Below are 21,113 nucleotides of genomic sequence, written 5' to 3' on the forward strand. Positions count from 1 at the left end.
CCCCCCCCCCCCCCCCCCCCCCCCCCCCCCCCCCCCCCCCCCCCCCCCCCCCCCCCCCCCCCCCCCCCCCCACAAGGGGATCTCGTTCGGTTCAGGGAAGTCGTGGCAGGCACTGGCACGCTTGCTGCTCTACCCCTGGGACATTCCCAATGTCCCGAGGACACGCCAATGAGTCAGCAAGCCGTCAAATTCGCCTACTGGGTACCGAACGTCAGCGGAGGGCTGGTGGTCAGCAAGATCGAGCAACGGACCCACTGGGGCATCGACTACAACCGCAAACTGGCACAACTGGCCGAAGAGGCGGGGTTCGAATATGCGCTCACGCAGATTCGCTTCACTGCCGGTTACGGCGCCGAATACCAGCATGAGTCCGTCGCCTTCAGCCATGCATTGCTGGCCGCCACCCACAAACTGAAAGTCATCGCCGCGATCCTGCCGGGGCCATGGCAACCGGCACTGGCGGCCAAGCAACTGGCGACCATCGATCAACTGACCAACGGCCGGGTGGCGGTCAATATCGTCAGCGGATGGTTCAAGGGCGAATTCCAGGCCATTGGCGAGCATTGGCTGGAGCACGACGAACGCTATCGCCGTTCCGAAGAATTCATTCGCTCGCTCAAAGGCGTATGGACCGAGGACAACTTCACCTTTCGCGGCGATTTCTATCGTTTTGACAACTACAGCCTCAAGCCCAAGCCACTGGGCCGGCCGGAGATCTTCCAGGGCGGCAGTTCCCGTGCGGCGCGGGACATGGCAGCGCGGGTGTCGGACTGGTACTTCACCAACGGCAATACCCCGGAAGGCATCAAGGCCCAGGTCGACGACATTCGCGCCAAGGCCGCGGCGAACAATCACTCGGTGAAGGTTGGCGTAAACGCCTTTGTCATCGCCCGCGATACCGAAGAAGAGGCGCGAGCGGTGCTGGCGCAGATCATCGACCAGGCCGATCCGCAGGCAGTGAATGCCTTTGGTGATGCGGCGAAACAGGCGGGCAGGGCATCACCCGAAGGTGAAGGCAATTGGGCCAAGTCGACGTTCGAGGACCTGGTGCAGTACAACGACGGCTTCAAGACCAACCTCATCGGTACGCCGCAACAGATCGCCGAGCGCATCGTCGCATTGAAAGCGGTGGGTGTAGACCTGGTACTGGCGGGGTTCCTGCACTTTCAGGACGAAGTCGAATACTTCGGCAAGCGGGTGTTGCCGCTGGTGCGTGAGTTGGAGGCCAAGGGGCTGGTGAAGCCGCAAACAGCCGTCGCCTGAACACGACTGATCGTTCCCACGCTCTGCGTGGGAACGCCTCACCGGACGCTCCGCGTCCGCTTCAGGGACGCGGAGCGTCCCGGGCTGCATTCCCACGCAGAGCGTGGGAACGATCAGTGCCGGGTTACAGGCCGAGGTCCGACAGGCTCGGATGGTCGTCAGGACGACGCCCCAGCGGCCAGTGGAACTTGCGCTCGCTTTCCTTGATCGGCATGTCGTTGATGCAGGCGAAGCGCCGCGCCATCAGGCCGTCTTCGTTGAACTCCCAGTTTTCGTTGCCATAGGAGCGGAACCAGTTGCCCGAATCGTCGTGCCATTCATAGGCGTAACGCACGGCGATGCGGTTATCGGTAAACGCCCAGAGCTCCTTAATCAGGCGATAATCCAGTTCCTTGGCCCATTTGCGCGTCAGAAAGCCCTTGGCTTCTTCACGGTTGTAGGCGAACTCGGCGCGGTTTCGCCATTTCGTGTCCAGGGTGTAGGCCAGCGAAACGCGTTCCGGGTCGCGGGAGTTCCAGCCATCTTCAGCCAGGCGAACTTTTTCAATGGCTGAATCACGGGTGAACGGCGGCAATGGCGGACGAACTTCGGCGTTAGACATTTCATGTCTCCCTATTAAATTAAAGTTCAAGCAAGTTGTCGGTCTTGATCAAGTTATTACAGGCCCAATAACTTCCGCGCCATGCATTGCGCATTATCGGCAGCCCTGTAGTCACCCATGACAAGTGCGACGGTAATGGCGCCGTCGATCAGGATCAGCAGTTGCTTGGCCAGCGTCTGCGGATCTTCAGCGCCATATTCGGTACACAGCTCGCACACGTAGTCGAGCAGCTTCTGTTTGTGGTCCCTGGCGACCAGGCGAACCGGGTCTCGCGGATCGCCGGTTTCACCGCTGGTGTTGATGAATGCGCAGCCGCGAAAGCCTTCGCTGGCGAACCAGGACGTGAGTACGGTGAACAGGTTGAGCAGGCGTTCGGCTGGCGTTTGGGCCTGTCCGACTTCGCTTCTGTACCACTGCATCCAGCGTTCATCCCGGCGTTGCAGGGCGGCGACGGTCAGCTCCTCCTTGTTGGCGAAGTAGCGATAGATACTTTTTCTGGAGACGCCGGCGGTTTTCACCAGGAGATCCATGCCCGTGGCGGCAATGCCACTTTTGTAGATCAACTTTTCGGTGACATCCAGAATGATGTCGCGTGTGTCGTTGCTGGTTATCTTGTTCATGTGACTACAGTAGAACGATCGTTCTCCTTGGTCAACCTGTTCTTGAGATCAAAAGATCGCAGCCTTCGGCAGCGCCTACACCGATCTCTGTAGGAGCTGCCGCAGGCTGCGATCTTTTATAGGGTATGAGCCTCATCGCAAGACCCGAACCGAACGATGGTGTAAGCTCTCGGGTTCTTCGGATTCGACCCATTGCGAGCCCTATGCCGTCGCTTTTCAAACGCCCCCTGCTGCCCAAACTGCGCAGTTTCCCGCTGACCGCCGATGCCGTCACCATCCTCTCTGGCGCCGCCGAGTTCCGCCGTTGCCTGCTGGAAAAAATCGCCAGCGCCACCCAGCGCATCTATATCGTTGCGCTGTACCTGCAACAGGACGAGGCCGGCCAGGAAATTCTCGACGCCTTGCACGCGGCCAAGCTGGCACGGCCGGAACTGGAAGTGGCGGTGGTCGTTGACTGGCTGCGCGCCCAGCGCGGGCTGATCGGTGCCGGCAAGCAGCCGGGCAACTCGGCCTGGTATCAGGAAATGACCCGCACCCACCAAAGCGTGGTGCCGGTGTACGGCGTGCCCGTGCAGACCCGCGAGCTGTTTGGCGTGTTGCACTTGAAGGGTTTTGTCATCGATGACTGCGTGATCTACAGCGGTGCGAGCCTGAACAACGTCTACCTGCACAAGTTCGACAAGTACCGGTACGACCGTTACCACCTGCTGCACAATCGCGCGCTGGCCGACTCGATGCATCACCTGGTACAGCACGGCCTGGTGGCTTCAAAGGCGGTGCATCGCCTGGACCTGCCAAACCTGCCGACCACCCGCAGCCTGCGCAACGACATCGGCGACCTGCGCAGCCGTCTCAAGCACGCGGCCTACGACACGACCCAGGGCACCACGGACAAAGATGGCCTGTCGGTCAGCCCGCTGCTGGGCGTAGGCAAGAACAACCCGTTGAGCCGGGTGATTGGCGAGCTGATCGGCAGCGCCCGGCAGCAGCTGACCATCTGCACGCCATATTTCAACCTGCCCTTGGCGGTGACCCGGGAAATCAACCGGGCGCTGGCCAGGGGTGTGAAGATCGACATCGTGGTCGGAGACAAGACCGCCAACGACTTCTACATCCCGCCGAGCGAGCCGTTCAAGGTGATCTCGGCGCTGCCGTATCTCTACGAAATCAGCTTGCGCCGCTTTGCCAAGCGGCATCAGCGCAACATCGACAGCGGCCAGTTGAACCTGCACTTGTGGAAGGACGGCGACAACACCTACCACCTCAAGGGCATGTGGGTCGATCAGCGCTACACCTTGCTGACCGGCAACAACCTAAATCCGCGGGCGTTTCGTCTCGATCTGGAAAACGCCTTGCTGATCGATGATCCGCAAAACGAATTGCTCGAACCCCGCCGCACCGAGCTTGCACAGATCTTCGAGCACACCCGGCGCATCGAGCGCTACCAGGACCTGCAAACCCTGCCGGATTACCCGGCAGGGGTGGCGAAGTTTCTCAAGCGGGTAAGCCGGGTGCGCATCGAGCGGTTGCTCTACCGCATTCTTTAGAAGCTGTAGCGCGACCACTGACGCCATCGCGAGCAGGCTCGCTCCCACAGTGTCCGATGTGAACACAAATTATGTGTACATCATCAATCACTGTGGGAGCGAGCCTGCTCGCGAAGAGGCCCGTCCAGGCACTACAACACTCCATTCAACCCAAGCTTGCCCCGCATCATCGACAGATCTTCAGCCAGCATATTCACCAGCCCGACCAGCGCCTTGCGATCGTCTTCGCCGGCAAGCCTGGCTCCTACAGGCAAGCCAGGCGATGCAGCGTGTCTGTTGCACCGCGATATCGTTTTTCGCGGGCAAATCGGGATCAGCCGTTACGATGCCGCAAACTGCGCTCCATCCGAGCAATCCCTTCTTCCAGCATCGACCGCGGGCAGCCGAAGTTCAGGCGCACGAACTGTTGGCAGCCATCGCCGAAATCCAGGCCTGGGCTCAAGCCGACCTTGGCCTGTTCGAGGAAGAACTGTTGCGGGTTATCCAGCCCCAGAGCCGAGCAATCGAGCCAGGCCAGGTAGGTGCTTTGCGGCACATTCATCGTAATGCCCGGTAAACGGCTGCGCACGGCGTCGACCAGGTAATCGCGGTTGCCCTGCAGGTAGTCCTTCAGCGCGGCCAGCCAGGGGGCGGCTTCGCTGTAGGCGACGCGGGTGGCTTCCATGCCCAGTGGATTGACGCTGTCGACCATGCCGCAACGGGCGTGATTGACCTTCTCGCGCAGGTGGCGATCCTGGATGATCATGAACGAGGTTTTCAGGCCGGCGATGTTGTAGGCCTTGCTGGCCGACATCAGCGTGATGGTGCGCTGGGCGATTTGGGGGCTCAGGGACGCCATCGGCAGGTGTTGGCGACCGTCAAAGCACAGTTCGGCGTGGATCTCGTCAGAAATGATCCAGGCCTCGTTGGCCAGGCAGATGTCGGCAATGGCTTGCAGTTCATCCCGGGCGAAGGCTTTGCCCAACGGATTGTGCGGGTTGCTCAGGAGCAGCGCGCCGCCGCCTTCCAGGGATTCGTTCAAGGTCGCCAATGGCGTGGCGTAGGTGCCGTCGGGCTGCGGGTCGAAGCCCAGCTCGACCTTGTTCAGGCCCCAATGACCCGCTGCGTGACGCAGGGGCGGGTAGTTGGGAACCTGCACCACTACATTCTGTGCCGGCTGTACCAGCGCCTTGAGCGCCATATTGAAGCCCGACTCGACGCCCGGCAGGAAGATCAGCTCTTGCGGCTCGACGCGCCAGGCGTACTTGTTCCACAAATCGGCAACGATGGCTTCGCGCAAATCGTCCTTGGCCACGCTGTAGCCGAGCAACGGGTGTTCCAGGCGCTTTTGCAGGGCCTGGATGATCATCGGCGGCGCGGCGAAATCCATGTCGGCGACCCACATCGGCAGCACATCGGCCGGGTAACGGCTCCACTTGGTGCTACCAGTGCCGTGGCGGTCGAACACCTGATCAAAATCGAAAGTCATGCGCAGTCTCGTAAACGCTGGGTTGGAATGGCAACCATGATAATCGCCTAGCCCCTGTGGGTGCGAGCAAGGATATCGATGGTTGCCCGACGGTCGGTTTTCACACAAGACTCCTACCCATTGTCTACAGTTTCAGGTGTCGGTAGCGAGACTGCCGCCACCGTGATTGTCCAGAAAAATCCGGCAACGCACCGGATTTCCACCTGATAAGGAGTGCACGATGGACCTCAGCCGTCGTCAGTTCTTCAAGGTCGCCGGTATCGGCCTTGCAGGCTCGAGCCTGGGCGCGTTGGGCATGGCCCCGACTGCCGCTTTCGCCGAGCAGGTGCGCCATTTCAAGCTTGCCCACACCCATGAAACCCGCAACACCTGCCCGTATTGCTCGGTCGGTTGCGGGGTAATCATGTACAGCCAGGGCGATGCGGCCAAGAATGTCGCGCAAAATATCATCCACATCGAAGGTGACGCCGACCATCCGGTGAACCGCGGCACCCTGTGCCCCAAAGGCGCAGGCCTGCTGGACTTCATTCACAGTCCCGGCCGCCTGCAATATCCGCAGGTGCGCAAACCCGGCAGCAGCGAGTGGACGCGAATCTCCTGGGAGGAAGCGCTCGATCGCATCGCCGACCTGATGAAGACCGACCGCGACGCCAACTTCATCGAGAAGAACGCCCAGGGGCAGACGGTCAACCGCTGGCTGACCACCGGTTTCCTCGCGGCATCGGCGGCGTCCAACGAAGCGGGCTACATCACCCATAAGGTGGTTCGCAGTCTCGGCATGCTGGGGTTCGATAACCAGGCGCGTGTCTGACACGGCCCGACGGTGGCAAGTCTTGCCCCGACGTACGGCCGTGGTGCCATGACCAACCACTGGACCGATATCGCCAACGCGAATCTGGTTCTGGTAATGGGCGGCAACGCAGCGGAGGCGCACCCCTGTGGTTTCAAGTGGGTGACCGAAGCCAAGGCGCACAACAAGGCTCGGTTGATCGTGGTCGACCCGCGATTCACCCGCACGGCCTCCGTGGCCGATTATTACGCGCCGATCCGCACCGGCACCGACATCGCCTTCATGGGCGGGCTGATCAATTACCTGCTGACCGAGGACAAGATCCAGCACGAGTACGTGCGCAACTACACCGACGTGTCGTTCCTGGTCAAACCCGGGTACGGCTTCGAGGACGGGATTTTCAGCGGTTACGACGCGGCCAAGCGTGTGTACACCGACAAAACCGGCTGGGGCTATGAGCTGGGCGAAGACGGCTTCGTCAAGACTGACCCGACCCTGCAGGACCCGCACTGCGTCTATCAACTGATGAAGCAGCATTACAGCCGCTACAACATCGAACTGGCGAGCCAGATCTGCGGGATGCCGGTCGATGCCATGCAGAAAATCTGGGAGGAAATCGCCACTTGCTCGCAACCGGGCAAGACCATGACCATCCTCTATGCACTGGGTTGGACCCAGCACTCGATTGGCGCGCAGATCATCCGCAGCGCGGCGATGGTGCAACTGTTGCTGGGCAACGTCGGCATGCCGGGCGGTGGGGTGAATGCCTTGCGCGGGCACTCCAATATCCAGGGGCTGACCGACCTGGGCCTGCTGTCCAACTCGCTGCCGGGCTACCTCACGCTGCCCGGCGACGGCGAGCAGGACTACACCGCCTACATCCTCAAGCGCACGCAAAAACCGTTACGGCCGGGTCAACTGTCCTATTGGCAGAACTACAGTAAATTCCACGTCAGCCTGATGAAGGCCTGGTACGGGGCCAATGCCACGCTGGAAAACAACTGGGCCTTTGATTATCTGCCGAAACTGGACATTCCCAACTACGACATCCTCAAGGTGTTCGACCTGATGGGCCAGGGCAAGGTCAACGGCTATATGTGCCAGGGCTTCAACCCCATTGCCGCGTTGCCGGACAAGAACCGCGTGATGGCCGCGCTGGCCAAGCTCAAATGGCTGGTGGTGATGGACCCGTTGGCCACCGAAACCTCGGAGTTCTGGCAAAAGGTCGGGCCCTATAACGACGTGGACAGCTCCGCGATCCAGACCGAAGTGATTCGCCTGCCCACTACCTGTTTCGCCGAGGAAGACGGCTCGCTGGTCAATAGCAGTCGCTGGTTGCAATGGCACTGGAAGGGCGCCGACGGCCCTGGGGAGGCCTACACCGACATTCGCATCATGAGCGAGCTGTTCCTGCGCCTGCGCCAGCGTTATCAGGCTGAAGGCGGTGCCTATCCCGACCCGTTGCTGAAACTGTCGTGGCCGTACAAGGTTCCTGACGAACCGTCACCGGAAGAACTGGCCAAGGAGATCAACGGTTACGCCGTCACCGACTTTACCGACGCCACGGGGGCGCTTATCAAGGGCAACGCGCAACTGGCCGGGTTTGGCCAGCTCAAGGACGACGGTGGTACGGCGTCCGGGTGCTGGATTTTCTGTGGCAGCTGGACCGAAACGGGCAACCAGATGGCCCGCCGCGATAACAACGACCCGTACGGCATGCACCAGCACCAGGGTTGGGCCTGGGCCTGGCCGGCAAACCGGCGGATTCTCTACAACCGCGCCTCGGCCGACCTGCAAGGCAAACCCTGGGACGATAAAAAGCGCCTGGTGTGGTGGAACGGCAAGGCCTGGGCCGGCACCGATGTACCGGACTACAAGGCTGACGTGGCGCCAGAGGCGGGGATGAACCCGTTCATCATGAACCCCGAAGGCGTGGCGCGGTTCTTCGCCGTCGACAAGATGAACGAAGGGCCATTCCCCGAGCACTACGAGCCATTCGAGACACCGATCGGCATCAACCCACTGCACCCGCAAAACAAGAAAGCCACCAGCAATCCGGCGGCGCGGATCTTCGATTCGGTATGGGACACGCTGGGTGTGGCCAAGGATTACCCCTACGCCGCCACCAGCTACCGGCTGACCGAGCATTTCCACTTCTGGAGCAAGCACTGCAAGCTCAACGCCATTACCCAGCCCGAACAGTTCGTCGAAATCGGCGAAGTGCTGGCCAGGGAACTCGGCATCGTCGCCGGCGACCGTGTGCGGGTCAGCAGCAAGCGAGGCTTCATCGAGGCGGTGGCGGTGGTGACCAAGCGGATTCGTCCGTTGCAGGTCAACAATCAGATCGTGCACCAGATCGGTATCCCTTTGCACTGGGGATTCACCGGGCTCACGCGCCACGGCTACCTGACCAACACCCTGGTGCCGTTCCTCGGCGATGGCAACACCCAGACCCCGGAATCCAAGTCATTCCTGGTCAACGTGGAGAAAGTCTAAATGGCCAGCCAAGACATCATTGCCCGCTCGGCCACTACCACCGTACCGCCATCGGTACGCAATCAGGAGGAAGTCGCCAAGCTGATCGACACCACCAAGTGCATTGGCTGCAAGGCCTGCCAGGTCGCCTGCTCGGAATGGAACGAGCTGCGCGACGAGGTCGGCCACAACCTCGGCACCTACGACAACCCGCAGGACCTGACAGCAGAAACCTGGACCCTGATGCGTTTCACCGAGCACGAAACCGACGCCGGCAACCTGGAATGGCTGATCCGCAAGGACGGCTGCATGCATTGCGCCGAACCCGGTTGCCTGGCGGCTTGCCCCAGTCCCGGAGCGATCATCAAGCACGCCAACGGCATCGTCGACTTCAATCAGGATCACTGCATCGGCTGTGGCTACTGCATCACCGGTTGTCCGTTCAACATTCCGCGCATTTCGCAGAAGGACCACAAAGCCTACAAATGCACCTTGTGCTCGGATCGGGTGGCGGTGGGGCTGGAACCGGCCTGTGTGAAAACCTGTCCGACCGGCGCCATCGTGTTCGGCTCCAAGCAGGACATGAAGGAACATGCCGCCGAGCGCATCGTCGACCTCAAGAGTCGTGGCTTCGACAACGCCGGCCTGTACGACCCCGCGGGCGTTGGCGGCACGCACGTGATGTATGTGCTGCACCACGCCGACACCCCCAGGCTGTACGCCGGACTGCCGAGCGATCCGGTCATCAGCCCGTTGGTGAGCCTGTGGAAGGGCGTCAGCAAGCCCCTGGCGCTGCTGGCCATGGGCGCGGCGGTGCTGGCCGGGTTCTTCCATTACGTGCGCGTCGGGCCACAGGTGGTCGAGGAAGATGAACGGCCGCCGTCGAGCGATCCTGCGGTGCATGAAGTCGATCCATCGGTGCATACCTATGATCCGAAGCGGGAGGACAGGCCATGATCCGCAAACAGATCCTGCGCTACACCAGCAACCAGCGCACCAACCACTGGCTGGTGGCGATTCTGTTCCTGATGGCCGGGTTATCGGGCCTGGCGCTGTTCCATCCGGCGCTGTTCTGGTTGAGCAATCTGTTCGGCGGCGGGCCGTGGACGCGTATCCTGCATCCGTTCATGGGCGTGCTGATGTTCGTGTTCTTCTTCGGCTTGGTCCTGAGTTTCTGGCGCGCCAATATCTTTATCGCCAATGATCGATTGTGGCTGCGGCGCATCGACCGGGTGATGAAAAATGAAGAGGAGGGCGTGCCTGCCATCGGCAAATACAATCCCGGGCAAAAGCTGCTGTTCTGGACTTTACTGCTGTGCATGCTGGTGCTGTTGTTCAGCGGGCTGGTGATCTGGCGCGCCTACTTCAGCGCCTATTTCGGCATCACCAGCATTCGCTGGGCAATGCTGTTGCACGCGTTGGCCGGTTTCGTGCTGATCCTGAGCATCATCGTGCACATCTACGCCGGCATCTGGATCAAGGGATCGGTCAGCGCCATGCTGCATGGTTGGGTCAGTCGCGCCTGGGCGAAGAAACACCATGAGCTCTGGTACCGTGAAGTGACCCGGGATGAGCGTCCCGATCCGCCGCTGAACAGAAAAGGATAACCACTTGGCCACGATCCTGGAGCCGGGACAGATTGAAGCGGCGGCGACATCGCCGCCGTTTCTGCACCTGCCACCGCCGAACCTGTTTGCCTTGCGTGCGTCGCGCCTGGAGCGCCTTGCCGACGGTCATCCATTGGCCGATTACCTGCGTCTGGTGGCGGGGTTGTGCAACGTGCAGCAACGTCTGATGGACGATCCCCCCGAGGCGGCACAGCCGGACCCGCAACGCGTCAGGCAGTGCCTGGATCACGGCCTGCCACCGTTTGCCGCCGACAGCCTGGTGCGCGAGGATGCGTGGCTGGCGTACCTGCAAGCGCTGTTGCAGCGCTATCAGCCACCGGCGCAACCGGCGGTGGAAAACGCCGTGGCAACCTTGCGTGAGGCCAACGTCGGGCAGCGCAAGGCGTGGGCGATAGCCTTGGTCAGCGGACAGTTCACCTTGCTGCCGGCGGCGCTGGTGCCATTTCTGGGGGCTGCGTTGCAAGTCGCGTGGAGCCATTGGCTGCTGAGTACCCCCGACCTCGCCTTGAAACCCGGCAACAGTCTTAACCAGTGCCCGGCGTGCGGCTCACCGGCCATGGCTGGGGTGATCCGCCATCGCGGCAAGTACAACGGCTTGCGCTATCTGGTGTGCTCACTGTGTGCCTGTGAATGGCATGTAGTGCGGGTCAAGTGCGTCTATTGCGAGCAGAGCAAAGGCTTGCAATACGTCAGCCTCGACACCGACCGTCACGCCGCGGACAAGGCACCGTTACGCGCCGAAACCTGCCCCGGTTGTCGCAGTTATCTGAAGCAGCTGTACCTGGAATGCGACGCCGAGGGCGAAGCGCTGTCCGCGGACCTGAGCAGCCTGATGCTCGACATGCGCCTGGAAGAGGAGGGTTTTGCGCGCCCTGCGCCCAACCTGCTGCTGGCACCCGGGGGCGATTGAAGCGAACGTCTACACTCAGGCGGTCAACGTTTGCCGGAGTGCCTGATGTCTGCCAGATCCACCAGCCAAGCCTTGCGACTGCCTTCCATCGATAGCCTGCTGCGCCACCCGGCCTGCCATCCCTTGGCCGAACGTTATGGGCGCGAGGCCTTGCTCGCAAGCTTGCGCCAGTTGCTCGATGACTTGCGCCAACCGGTCCTGGCGGGGCAACTCGACGCGGTCGAACTCACCCCGCAAGTACTGGCGGGCAGGGCGGGCGAGCGTCTGGCCAGCCAGCATCGCAGTCACGTGCGTCGGGTGTTCAACCTCACCGGGACGGTCCTGCACACCAATCTGGGGCGCGCCTTGTTGCCGCAGGAAGCGATCGACGCCGTGCAAATGGCCGCGCGCTATCCGTTGAACCTGGAGTTCGACCTGCACAGCGGCAAACGCGGCGACCGCGACGATCTGATCGAGGGCCTGATTCGCGAACTGACCGGTGCCGAAGCGGTGACCGTGGTCAACAACAATGCCGCCGCGGTGCTGCTCACCCTCAACAGCCTGGGTGCGCGCAAGGAAGGCATCATCTCCAGGGGCGAGTTGATCGAAATCGGCGGCGCCTTTCGCATCCCCGACATCATGGCGCGCGCGGGGGTCAAACTGGTTGAGGTCGGCACCACCAACCGCACCCATGCCCGCGACTATGAAGCCGCGATCGGCGTGCGTAGCGGCTTGATCATGCGGGTACATGCGAGCAACTACAGCATCGAGGGGTTCACCACCCGGGTGCCGACCGTCGAGCTGGCGCGCCTGGCCCATCAACATGGCTTGCCACTGCTTGAAGACCTTGGCAGCGGCAGCCTGCTGGACCTGACCCGCTGGGGCTTGCCGGCCGAACCGACGGTGCGCCAGGCCCTGCTTGATGGCGCGGACATCGTCACGTTCAGCGGCGACAAATTACTCGGCGGTCCCCAGGCCGGGTTGATTGTCGGCCGCAAGGACCTGATTGCACGGATCAAGAAGAACCCGCTGAAACGGGCGCTGCGGGTCGACAAGCTGACCCTGGCCGCCCTCGAAGCGGTGTTGGGCCTGTACCGCGACCCGGACCGCCTGGCCGAGCGACTGCCCAGCCTGCGCCTGCTAACCCGTGCGCAACCCGACATCCTGGCCCAGGCCGAGCGCCTGCAACCGTCGCTGGCCACGCGGTTGGGCGCGGGCTGGAGCGTCAGCGCGGTGCCGGCGCTGGGAATGATCGGCAGTGGCAGCCAGCCGGTGGCACGCTTGCCGAGTGCCGCGCTATGCCTGCGTGCCAATACTTCCAAACGTCAGCGCGGGCGCGCGCTATTGAATCTGGAACAGGCCCTTCGAGCCTTGCCGATACCGGTGCTGGGGCGTATCGATGACGACGCGCTGTGGCTCGACGTGCGCCAACTGGATGACGAACCGGCGTGGCTGGCGCAGCTTGAGCAACTGCAGGTGGAGGGCCGGGCAGGGTGATCGTCGGCACGGCGGGGCACATCGACCACGGCAAGACGGCATTGCTCGAGGCACTGACCGGGCAGGCCGGTGATCGCCGCCGCGAGGAGCGCGAACGCGGCATGACCATCGACCTGGGCTATCTTTACGCCGCACTGGAGCCCGGTGCGGCCCTGACCGGTTTTATCGATGTGCCGGGGCATGAGCGCTTCACCCATAACATGCTCGCCGGTGCACACGGCATCGACCTGGTGCTGCTGGTGGTGGCCGCCGACGACGGTGTGATGCCGCAGACCCGGGAACACCTGGCCATCGTCGAATTACTGGGTATTCCCCGTGCCATTGTGGCGATCACCAAATGCGACCGGGTCGAGCCGTCCAGGGTGCAGGCTGTGCGCGAGCAGATTGCAACGTTGCTGGCGCCCGGCCCGTACGCCGAGGCGCAGTTGATTGCGTTGTCGAGCGTGACCCTGGAGGGGGTGCAGACCCTGCGCCAAGCGTTGCTCAAGGCCCAGTCCGAAGTGCTGCAGCGCAGTCAGGACGGCGGTTTTCGCCTGGCCATCGATCGCGCGTTCAGTGTCCCCGGTGCGGGCATCGTGGTGACCGGCACGGCGCTGTCCGGCCAGGTCACGGTGGGCGACTCCCTGGTGCTCGGCCCCCTTGGCAAAACCGTGCGGGTTCGCGGCCTGCACGCGCAGAATCAGGCGGCCAACGTGGCGGTCGCCGGGCAGCGGGTCGCCTTGAACTTGAGTGCCGAGCGCCTGGCGTTGTCACAAATCCACCGCGGCCAGTGGTTGTCGGCGCCGTGGCTGCACGCACCGACCCAGCGCCTGGACATCGACCTGCAGCTGTTACCCGCTGAACCGCGCGCCTTCGAACACTTTGAAGCGGTGCACGTGCACCTGGGGACACGGGACGTCACCGGGCGGGTGGCCTTGCTGGAGGGTGACAGCCTGGCGCCGGGGCAACGGATGTTCGCGCAACTGCTGGTCAATGCGCCGGTGCAAGCGGTGCTGGGCGACCGGTTGATCCTGCGTGACCAGAGCGCTCAGCGCACCCTCGGCGGCGGCAGGGTTCTCGATCCCTTCGCGCCAACCCGCCACCGCCGCAGCCCCGAGCGATTGGCGCAACTGACGGCATTGGCCGCAAGCACTCGCCTGGAAGACGTACTGCCAGCGTTACTCGCCAATAGCGACAGCGGGCTCGATCCGCAACAGCTTGAACGCCAGTTCAACCGCCCGCGCGCTACCTGGTTGCTGCCCGGCGACATACGCCTGATTGAAACCCGCCAGGCGCCGGTCTTGTTCAGCGCCAGCCGGTGGCAGGCCTTGCAGGATGAATTGCAGCAACACCTGGCGCGCTTCCATGAACAGGAACCGGACCACATGGGCCCGGATCGCGATCGTCTGCGCCGATTCGCCGGCAGCGCCCTGGATCGCCCGGTATTCATCAGCCTGCTTGAGCAATTGCTGGCCGCCGGACGCATCGCGGCCAGTGGGCCGTGGCTGCACCTGCCGGGGCATGAGGTACGCCTGAGCGATGAGGAGCAAGACTTGTGGCTGCAATTGCAGCCGCGGTTCGATACCGCCGGGTTCGACCCACCGTGGGTGCGCGATCTGGGATACGACGAAGCCACGGTGCGCGCACTGCTGCGCAAAATGGCGCGCCTGGGCCTGTTGCATCCGGTGGTGCGTGATCTGTTCTACACCGACACGATGATCCGTCGCCTGGCGGCTATGCTGTTGCAACTGGCCGACGACAACCCGGTCATCGAGGTATCGGCCTTTCGTGATGCGGTGGGCCTGGGACGCAAGCGCAGTATCCAGATCCTTGAGTACTTCGACCGACTCGGCCTGACCCGCCGCGTGGGCGATCGACGCCAGATCCGCCCGGATAATGCCCTGGCGCGCAGGCCGAAAGATTGATCCGGGGTTCTTTTAAAGGAAGGTAATCGCGCCCGGTGGCGCGGCCGGGCTTCAAACCCGGTTGGGGACGGCATCCGTTCCCGGGCAGGTTCGACTCCGGCTACCTTCCGCCATTTTCCTTGAACATAGGTGCAGGAGCCAGCGGTGCTGCGTATCTGATCATTCCCACGCTCCGCGTGGGAATGCATCCTGTGACGCTCCGCGTCACCAGTGCGCACGGCTCACGTCCTGCGTCGTCTGCGGAACGCAGAGCGTCCCTGGCGGCATTCCCACGCAGAGCGTGGGAATGATCCAACATCGGTACAGTAGCCAGCGGTGCTGCGTACCTGATCGTTCCCACGCTCCGCGTGGGAATGCATCCTGTGACGCTCCGCGTCACCATTGCGCACGGCTCACGTCCTGCGTTGTCGCAGAGCGTCCCTGGCGGCATTCCTTTGCGGCGCATGGGAGCGATCACATCTGTTGCACCGCGTTATCGTTCTTCGCCGGCAAGCCTGGCGCCTACACGGAAACGCATTGACCCTTCGAACCTTGAAATCAGCGTCTATGCTGGGCTAACCGAATACTAGCCAGGAGACATCCATGGTACCCATGCCGCTGTCAGAGAAGGCCTTGTCCCGCGGGTTACTCGATACCTTGATCCGCGCCGGACTGATTGTCGTACTGGTGCTGTTCTGCTTCGAAATTTTCCGTCCGTTTCGCGACCTGATGCTGTGGTCGATCATCCTGGCGATCACGCTTTACCCGTTGCAAGAGCGGCTTCGGGGTCCGCTGGGGCGAAAAGACGGGCGCATTGCGACGCTGATCGTGCTGGTGGCCATCGTCATTCTCATGGTGCCGATCTACCTGTTGGGCACCTCGATTGCCGATTCGGTCGAAAACGCCATGACCGTGGTCCGCGATGAAGGCATCCGCATTCCGCCTCCGGCCGATTCCGTCGCCACATGGCCACTGGTGGGCAAACCTTTGTCGGCGCTGTGGCTGCAGGCGGCCACTGACTTGCCTGGCCTGACGGCGAAATACATACCGCAAATCAAAGATTTCAGCCTGTCGTTGCTGGGCAAGCTGGCCGGCGTCGGCATGGGTTTTCTGATGTTTATCTTCGCGCTGATCATTGCCGGGATCTTCATGGCCTACGGCGAAGCGGGTAGCCGCGCATCGGTACAGATCGCCTCGCGAATCAGCGGACCGGTAAGAGGCCCCCAGATAGCGACCTTGTGTACCGCAACCATCCGCGCCGTAGCGCTTGGAGTGGTTGGTATCGCGTTCATCCAGATGCTGCTGGTGGGGTTAGGATTTGTCTTCAAGGGCGTTCCAGGTGCCGGGCTGCTGGCATTGGCGGTGTTTCTGCTGGGCATCATGCAGTTGCCGGCAACGCTGGTGACAGTCCCCGTCATTGCCTATGTTTTCGCCACCGAAGGGGCAAGCACCGCGACCATCGTCTTTGCCATCTACGTCTTCGTCGCGGGCCTGGTGGACAACGTGCTCAAGCCCTTGTTGCTGGGGCGCGGTGTCGACGTGCCGATGCCGGTGATATTGATCGGAGCCCTGGGCGGAATGGTCACCGGCGGTATCCTTGGCTTGTTCATCGGCCCGGTGGTGCTGGCGGTCGGTTACCAGCTGTTCTGGCAGTGGGTGCAAGAGCCGCCGGTGGTAGAGGAAAGGCTGTAGCGGATCATTCATGGGATCGACCGTTCAGGGACCGGCCAGATCGTTGGCGGGTTCCTGGTTCAGAACCCGAGATAGCAGCAGTAGACCAGGGCCAACGCGGCGGCGATCCCGAAGGACCTCAGTGCCTTGATGGTCGAGGGGTGCGCTGTCAGGGGGCTGATCAAGCGCTGCAGGCGAGGATCCGAATAGGCCATGGGCTGATAGCGTCCCTGCATGATTGCCAGATAGGTATAGCGAAAACCGATCAACAGGAACAGGCTTGCCAGGCTGAGGACCAGGGCGGAAAAGGTTGTGGTTTCACCTTTCGCTACCGGGTGTTCTACATCGCAGGCAGCGCTATCGACCTGCACGACAGTGATTTGCCCATGTTCGGTCGAAGCCCGTGCTCCTTCATTGAGCAGCCTGGCCTGTTGAACCAGGTCCAGGGTCTGGTACTGCCAAAGTGTCGAAGAGCCTTCCCGGCAGTAAGTGAACGTTCCCGGGTGTGGGGCGGCAATGATGCACGCGTCGTCGATCCCATGCTTTTTCAGGGTTTCAATGGCCGTTCTGGTGAAATCCAGATCGAGGATAGGAGCAATCCCTGTAGCCGAAACCGCGCCCGAGACCAGCAGACTCCCCACAACGCCGATAGTTGAAGTTTTCAAGGCTGTATCTTCCTGGTTTTTATTGGCGTTATGTCAGGGACGCGGAGCTTGAATAAACCTGCAATTAGTGGAGTCTAGAACGCGTTAGTCACTTTGAGAAGCATGCGCATTTAAAAAATCTGCACTGCAAGATTTTGCCCTGGCAGGTTTAGGGAAATGCACGGGCCAGACTATTGACAGTCATCGGCGACGGCCTTCTCGGCCCGTTGGATTTCCTGTTTCATGTCGGTGGTGATGCGCTGTTCCTTGCGTTCCTGACCGAGGAACTTCTGCTCACCCCGAGACTTGACCTCCGCGTCTTCAGCATGGATCTGCGCTTCGATGGCGGCAGAATGCTGATCGATCACCGCGTCAACCTCGGCTTCGTTCTTTGCAGTATCCAGCGCCGAAACCAGTTTGCCAGCCTCGGCTTTTTCGGCCTCGGCATAGGCCTCGACCGACAACCCGGCGGCCAGGGCCCGAGCCTGTACTTCCAGATCCTTGAGGTGCTGGCGCGCTAACGCACATACCGCTTCCTGGCGCTGATTCTGCTGCGCTTTCCAGTTGTTAAGTCCATAGACAGTGGTACCGATGACGATGATCGTTGCAGCGACCCCCAGTAATTGGACTTTCACATTCCATCCCCTCGAGTGGCCGGCGAAACAGCCTTATGGCAATGATTGCCCGAATCCATCCGGAGAATGAAAAGCGTAGCAGACTGGGTGGGACTCAAGGTCGCTCCAATTCATTGGACAGGATTTTGAACACAAAGCGGGTGCTTACAGTGGATGACTTGCGCTTGGCTCGTTGGCGCAGCACCAACGATTTCGTCCTTGATGTTTTGCCACATAGAGCAGGGCATCAGCGGCTTTGATCAAGCTGGCCGGCGTCACGCTTTCGAAACTCGGGCTGGCAGTGGTGATACCCGCGCTGGCCGTGACCTTTCCCAGGGGATGCGCACAATGCTCGATGTCCAGTGCTCGAATGGCTTGCAGAATTTCTTCGGCAACCTGTGCAGCGCCAGCGCCAGCGCCATCGGTGTTGGGAAGCAGCACCGTGAACTCCTCTCCACCGTATCTGACGGCCAGATCCCCCGGTCGCTTGACCGCCTGCTGGATCGCCGTCCCTACGGCGCCCAGGCAATCATCACCGGCAGCGTGCCCATAGCTGTCGTTGTAGCGCTTGAAGTAATCGACATCGAGCATGATCAATGAAAGCGTGGACCCTTGGCGCGCAGCCAGGCGAATCTGCTCGGGCAGCGCTGTATCCAGGCGTCTGCGATTGCCCAGGCCCGTCAGGCTGTCGGTCAGCGCCATGTCGCGCATGGCTTGGTGTGCGCGGCGCAATTTTCTTTCCGTCACCATTCTCTGGCGCAACTGACTCAAGACGATGAGTCCGAACACCGCGAGCACCCCGATCAGAACCACCAGCACCCACCCGGTTTTCAGTAGATCACGGCGCCAGGGCGCGATGATGGAGTCACGGGAAAGTCCGGCTTCCACCACCAGGGGATAGGTGGTCAATGCGCGGTAGCCGTACAGGCGTTCGGTGTCGTCCACGACGGCCTTGACTTCGGCGATGCCTTGGCTGGCATTGGGGAGATAACGCTTGAAAATCTCACTGTCCGCCAGGCTCTTACCCACCACGGATGCAATGAAGGGACGCCGTACCAGGATGGTCCCGTTGCGCATGGCCAGCACCAATGCACCCTTGTCATCGATCTTGAAGTCGCCGTAGTAGTCGACGAAGTAGCTGACCTTGATCGTTCCAAGGAGCACGCCGGCGAAGCTTCCATCCAGATTGTTCAAGCGACGAGAGATGGGGATGATTAGATCGTTGGTGGATCTGCTCTTCACCACCTCACCGATTCGCACGTTTTTATCCTCGTGCGTGCGGTGATACTGGAAATAATCGCGGTCGGCGTTGTTGACGGGTTCCGGCGTGGTCTCCTTGTCGGTGACGATCCATTGGCCGTCCGCGCCGTAGATGAACAGGCCGTGCAGTTGCGGCATGATTTTCGATTGCTGGACCAACAGCTTATGAATGCGCGGGACGTTGATGTTCTGTAGTCCGTCGCCTTCCACCCGTTCACCGAGGGTGCCGGTCAGTACATCCACTTGCCGAATGGCATCTTCGGCGTGCTGCGCAGTAGCGCGCGCCAGGTTCGTCACCGAATCGCGGGCAGAATCGAAGGCTGACCGGTAATCGCGCCACATTCGCCAACCCTCGACAGCGAGGAACGCCAGGACCACCACCAGCATGAAGCTCACGGTAAGTCGGAAGACAGTGCCACCGCGCACGTTTTTTGCGGCGTCTTCATCAACCATGGGCGATGGCTGCTTGCGTCCGGGCATCAACATCTCCTTTTGCGTGCAACCTGCACACGCCGCTCACCCTCTTCAGCTGCCCAGGCTCGCCAGAGGGCAGCCTGGACTAGACAAGACCGACAAATGACAGGATCACCAGGACGATCACGACGGCACCAACGATGTAGATAATATTGTTCATGAAGACCACCTCTGTCTCTCAAGGAGTTGCGACACCAGCGTGTCTAGTACAAAAGACCCCATGGTGAGCACTTGCGTTCCGCAACCCGCTTGCACAGAGCGCGTGAAAATCGGTGACTCTCGCGGGCGTCGACCTGTCCCACTGACAATAGCAGTCGAAAACGCCCTGTAAGCCCGGGCATTTATCGCAGACGCCAAAAACAACTCCAAGATGGCCACACCCTATGCACCCGTTACGACAAAGCCTGCACAACGAACTGCACGCACGCCCGTCACTGTATTTCGATGAGCCGGCCCATGTGTTTCACCTGGCTTTCCTCGGCAGCGAGCAGGTGTGCAATACCTTTCTTCAAGACTGCTGCCCTGCCTCCCTCGATCTCAAGGCTGCCCAAGGCATTACCCAGCTTGATGGCCACGCGCTGAAGTGGGAGCGCCATACCGAGTTTTTCACCTTGACCCTGGTGGTCACGTCCTCCAGCGATGATTTGTCCTGGACGGCGCTGCCCGACGCACTGGCGCGGAAAATCCAGGTGCATTTGCCGACCCTGATCAATTCGGTACAGATCGTTGTGCGTGGTGAAGCGCAGCTGGAGCTCTCGCGCTACGGTTTCAAGGACCCTTGCGGTTCCTGTGTGGGGGGAGGCGATGCGGTGGTCTGGAGTGATTTCCGGATCAGCGAGGATGGCAGTAACCACTTGTTATTCATCAACCGGCGCCTGAATGCCTACCGCCAGGGACGGATGATCCGCCGCCTCCTGGAAATCGAGACTTACCGGATGATGGCCTCGTTGTCCTTGACCATGGCCAAGGACTTGAGTGCCCAGCTCGATGTGTTCGACAAGACCTTGGTCACCCTCTCAGAACGCAACGCAGACCCTGCCGGCAGTCATGCCAAAGCCCTGCTGGCGGATATCTCCAACCTTTCTGCCCAGGTGGTCAGCACGACGGCGAAAACGCGCCACCGCTTCAGTGCCACCCAGGCCTATGCGCAATTGGTGTTCGAACGCCTGGGTGAACTGCGAGAAAGTCATGTAGGTGATTGCCAGCGCCTTGGCGTATTTATCGAGCGCCGCTTCAAGCCCACCGTCAGGTATTGCACGGCTACCGAGCAGCGACTGGAGCATCTGGCCGAAAGCGTGGCCAATCTGGGCGACCTCTTGCAGGCAAGGGTCCAGGTGGAAATGGAAGAGCAGAACTCGGCAATTCTCAGCAGCCTGAACGCCCGCGCCGATGCCCAGATCAAGATCCAGCGAGCAGTGGAGGGTCTTTCGATCATTGCTATCAGCTACTACCTGCTGAGCCTGCTCAAGCTGGGTTACTCGGGACTGCACCTGCTCGGCGTGGCGCTGACCCCACGCGAGGCCATGTTGGCCATGGCGCCCCTTGCGATCGGGATTCTTGTCTGGATCATCCTGCATATCAGAAAAGTCAAAGAGCATTGAGGCAACGACGCGTATGCTCGGTTTTCAATGTATATCCATTTGCGCGGCAACGGCCACTAAGGTTTCGCCCTTACTGTAGGAGCGAGCATGCTCGCGAAAAACCTGAGAGCGCCGCGGGGTATCAGATGCCCCGAAGCATGCCGGCGAAGGCGTACTGGTAGGCGATAATTGTCTTTCAGGTGTACATA

At 61.3% G+C, this 21,113-nt stretch carries 16 protein-coding genes, 1 tRNA gene and 1 pseudogene; 11 read left to right on the forward strand and 7 right to left on the reverse strand.

Annotated elements, in window-relative coordinates:
- Positions 1–168 precede the first annotated feature (168 nt).
- Positions 169–1,263, forward strand: a complete 1,095-nt coding sequence (gene sfnG, locus AC3WWR_RS28480) for a dimethylsulfone monooxygenase SfnG (protein WP_033045419.1) — start codon at positions 169–171, stop codon at positions 1,261–1,263.
- Positions 1,264–1,387: 124 nt separating this feature from the next.
- Here sfnG and AC3WWR_RS28485 read toward each other — a convergent pair whose 3' ends face one another.
- Together AC3WWR_RS28485 and AC3WWR_RS28490 are read right to left on the reverse strand one after the other, a co-directional pair.
- Positions 1,388–1,864, reverse strand: a complete 477-nt coding sequence (locus AC3WWR_RS28485) for a nuclear transport factor 2 family protein (RefSeq protein WP_492599256.1) — start codon at positions 1,862–1,864, stop codon at positions 1,388–1,390.
- Positions 1,865–1,920: 56 nt separating this feature from the next.
- The gene (locus AC3WWR_RS28490; RefSeq protein WP_020799198.1) at positions 1,921–2,484 is read right to left on the reverse strand and encodes a TetR/AcrR family transcriptional regulator; all 564 of its coding nucleotides are present in this window, start codon (positions 2,482–2,484) and stop codon (positions 1,921–1,923) included.
- Between the two features lie 203 nt (positions 2,485–2,687).
- Here AC3WWR_RS28490 and pssA point away from each other — a divergent pair, with 203 nt between their 5' ends.
- The gene (pssA, locus tag AC3WWR_RS28495) at positions 2,688–4,031 is read left to right on the forward strand and encodes a CDP-diacylglycerol--serine O-phosphatidyltransferase (protein ID WP_020799199.1); all 1,344 of its coding nucleotides are present in this window, start codon (positions 2,688–2,690) and stop codon (positions 4,029–4,031) included.
- Between the two features lie 131 nt (positions 4,032–4,162).
- Here the strand turns inward: pssA and AC3WWR_RS28500 are convergent.
- Both AC3WWR_RS28500 and AC3WWR_RS28505 read right to left on the reverse strand, forming a co-directional pair.
- A pseudogene (locus tag AC3WWR_RS28500) lies at positions 4,163–4,258 on the reverse strand (iron uptake system protein EfeO); the annotation flags it as partial.
- Between the two features lie 86 nt (positions 4,259–4,344).
- On the reverse strand, positions 4,345–5,499 hold the full coding sequence (locus tag AC3WWR_RS28505) for a MalY/PatB family protein (RefSeq protein ID WP_492599257.1): 1,155 nt from the start codon (positions 5,497–5,499) through the stop codon (positions 4,345–4,347).
- 220 nt (positions 5,500–5,719) lie between these two features.
- On the opposite strand from AC3WWR_RS28505, the gene fdnG reads away from it, so the two are divergent.
- The 8 genes from fdnG to AC3WWR_RS28545 all read left to right on the forward strand — a co-directional run bounded on the left by fdnG (position 5,720) and on the right by AC3WWR_RS28545 (position 16,353).
- Positions 5,720–8,785 (forward strand): formate dehydrogenase-N subunit alpha, encoded by a 3,066-nt coding sequence (gene fdnG, locus AC3WWR_RS28510; protein WP_492599258.1) that lies wholly within the window; start codon positions 5,720–5,722, stop codon positions 8,783–8,785.
- Positions 8,786–9,721, forward strand: a complete 936-nt coding sequence (fdxH, locus tag AC3WWR_RS28515; protein ID WP_020799204.1) for a formate dehydrogenase subunit beta — start codon at positions 8,786–8,788, stop codon at positions 9,719–9,721.
- Complete coding sequence (locus AC3WWR_RS28520; RefSeq protein WP_020799205.1) at positions 9,718–10,371, forward strand: formate dehydrogenase subunit gamma; 654 nt, start codon at positions 9,718–9,720, stop codon at positions 10,369–10,371. Before fdxH ends, AC3WWR_RS28520 begins: the two co-directional genes overlap by 4 nt.
- A gap of 4 nt (positions 10,372–10,375) precedes the next feature.
- A complete protein-coding gene (gene fdhE, locus AC3WWR_RS28525; protein ID WP_020799206.1) occupies positions 10,376–11,302 on the forward strand; it encodes a formate dehydrogenase accessory protein FdhE in 927 nt (308 codons plus the stop codon).
- A gap of 45 nt (positions 11,303–11,347) precedes the next feature.
- Complete coding sequence (gene selA, locus AC3WWR_RS28530) at positions 11,348–12,778, forward strand: L-seryl-tRNA(Sec) selenium transferase (protein WP_492599259.1); 1,431 nt, start codon at positions 11,348–11,350, stop codon at positions 12,776–12,778.
- Positions 12,775–14,682 (forward strand): selenocysteine-specific translation elongation factor, encoded by a 1,908-nt coding sequence (gene selB / locus AC3WWR_RS28535; protein WP_489325048.1) that lies wholly within the window; start codon positions 12,775–12,777, stop codon positions 14,680–14,682. The genes selA and selB overlap by 4 nt, the downstream gene beginning before the upstream one ends.
- Positions 14,683–14,699: 17 nt before the next feature.
- Positions 14,700–14,795: transfer RNA gene (locus AC3WWR_RS28540), tRNA-Sec, on the forward strand.
- Positions 14,796–15,264: 469 nt separating this feature from the next.
- Positions 15,265–16,353 (forward strand): AI-2E family transporter, encoded by a 1,089-nt coding sequence (locus AC3WWR_RS28545; protein WP_033044243.1) that lies wholly within the window; start codon positions 15,265–15,267, stop codon positions 16,351–16,353.
- A gap of 59 nt (positions 16,354–16,412) precedes the next feature.
- Here the strand turns inward: AC3WWR_RS28545 and AC3WWR_RS28550 are convergent, their stop codons facing one another.
- The 3 genes from AC3WWR_RS28550 to AC3WWR_RS28560 form a co-directional block, all read right to left on the reverse strand.
- Positions 16,413–16,997, reverse strand: coding sequence for a hypothetical protein (locus AC3WWR_RS28550; protein ID WP_033044244.1), 585 nt, complete (start codon positions 16,995–16,997; stop codon positions 16,413–16,415).
- 170 nt (positions 16,998–17,167) lie between these two features.
- Positions 17,168–17,611 (reverse strand): hypothetical protein, encoded by a 444-nt coding sequence (locus AC3WWR_RS28555; RefSeq protein ID WP_492599260.1) that lies wholly within the window; start codon positions 17,609–17,611, stop codon positions 17,168–17,170.
- A 144-nt stretch (positions 17,612–17,755) separates the two neighbouring features.
- Positions 17,756–19,330, reverse strand: coding sequence for a sensor domain-containing diguanylate cyclase (locus AC3WWR_RS28560; protein WP_492599261.1), 1,575 nt, complete (start codon positions 19,328–19,330; stop codon positions 17,756–17,758).
- A gap of 377 nt (positions 19,331–19,707) precedes the next feature.
- On the opposite strand from AC3WWR_RS28560, the gene AC3WWR_RS28565 reads away from it, so the two are divergent.
- On the forward strand, positions 19,708–20,925 hold the full coding sequence (locus AC3WWR_RS28565; RefSeq protein ID WP_020801041.1) for a DUF3422 domain-containing protein: 1,218 nt from the start codon (positions 19,708–19,710) through the stop codon (positions 20,923–20,925).
- Positions 20,926–21,113 lie beyond the last annotated feature (188 nt).

Source organism: Pseudomonas sp. EB271-G4-1 (genome assembly GCF_058791355.1).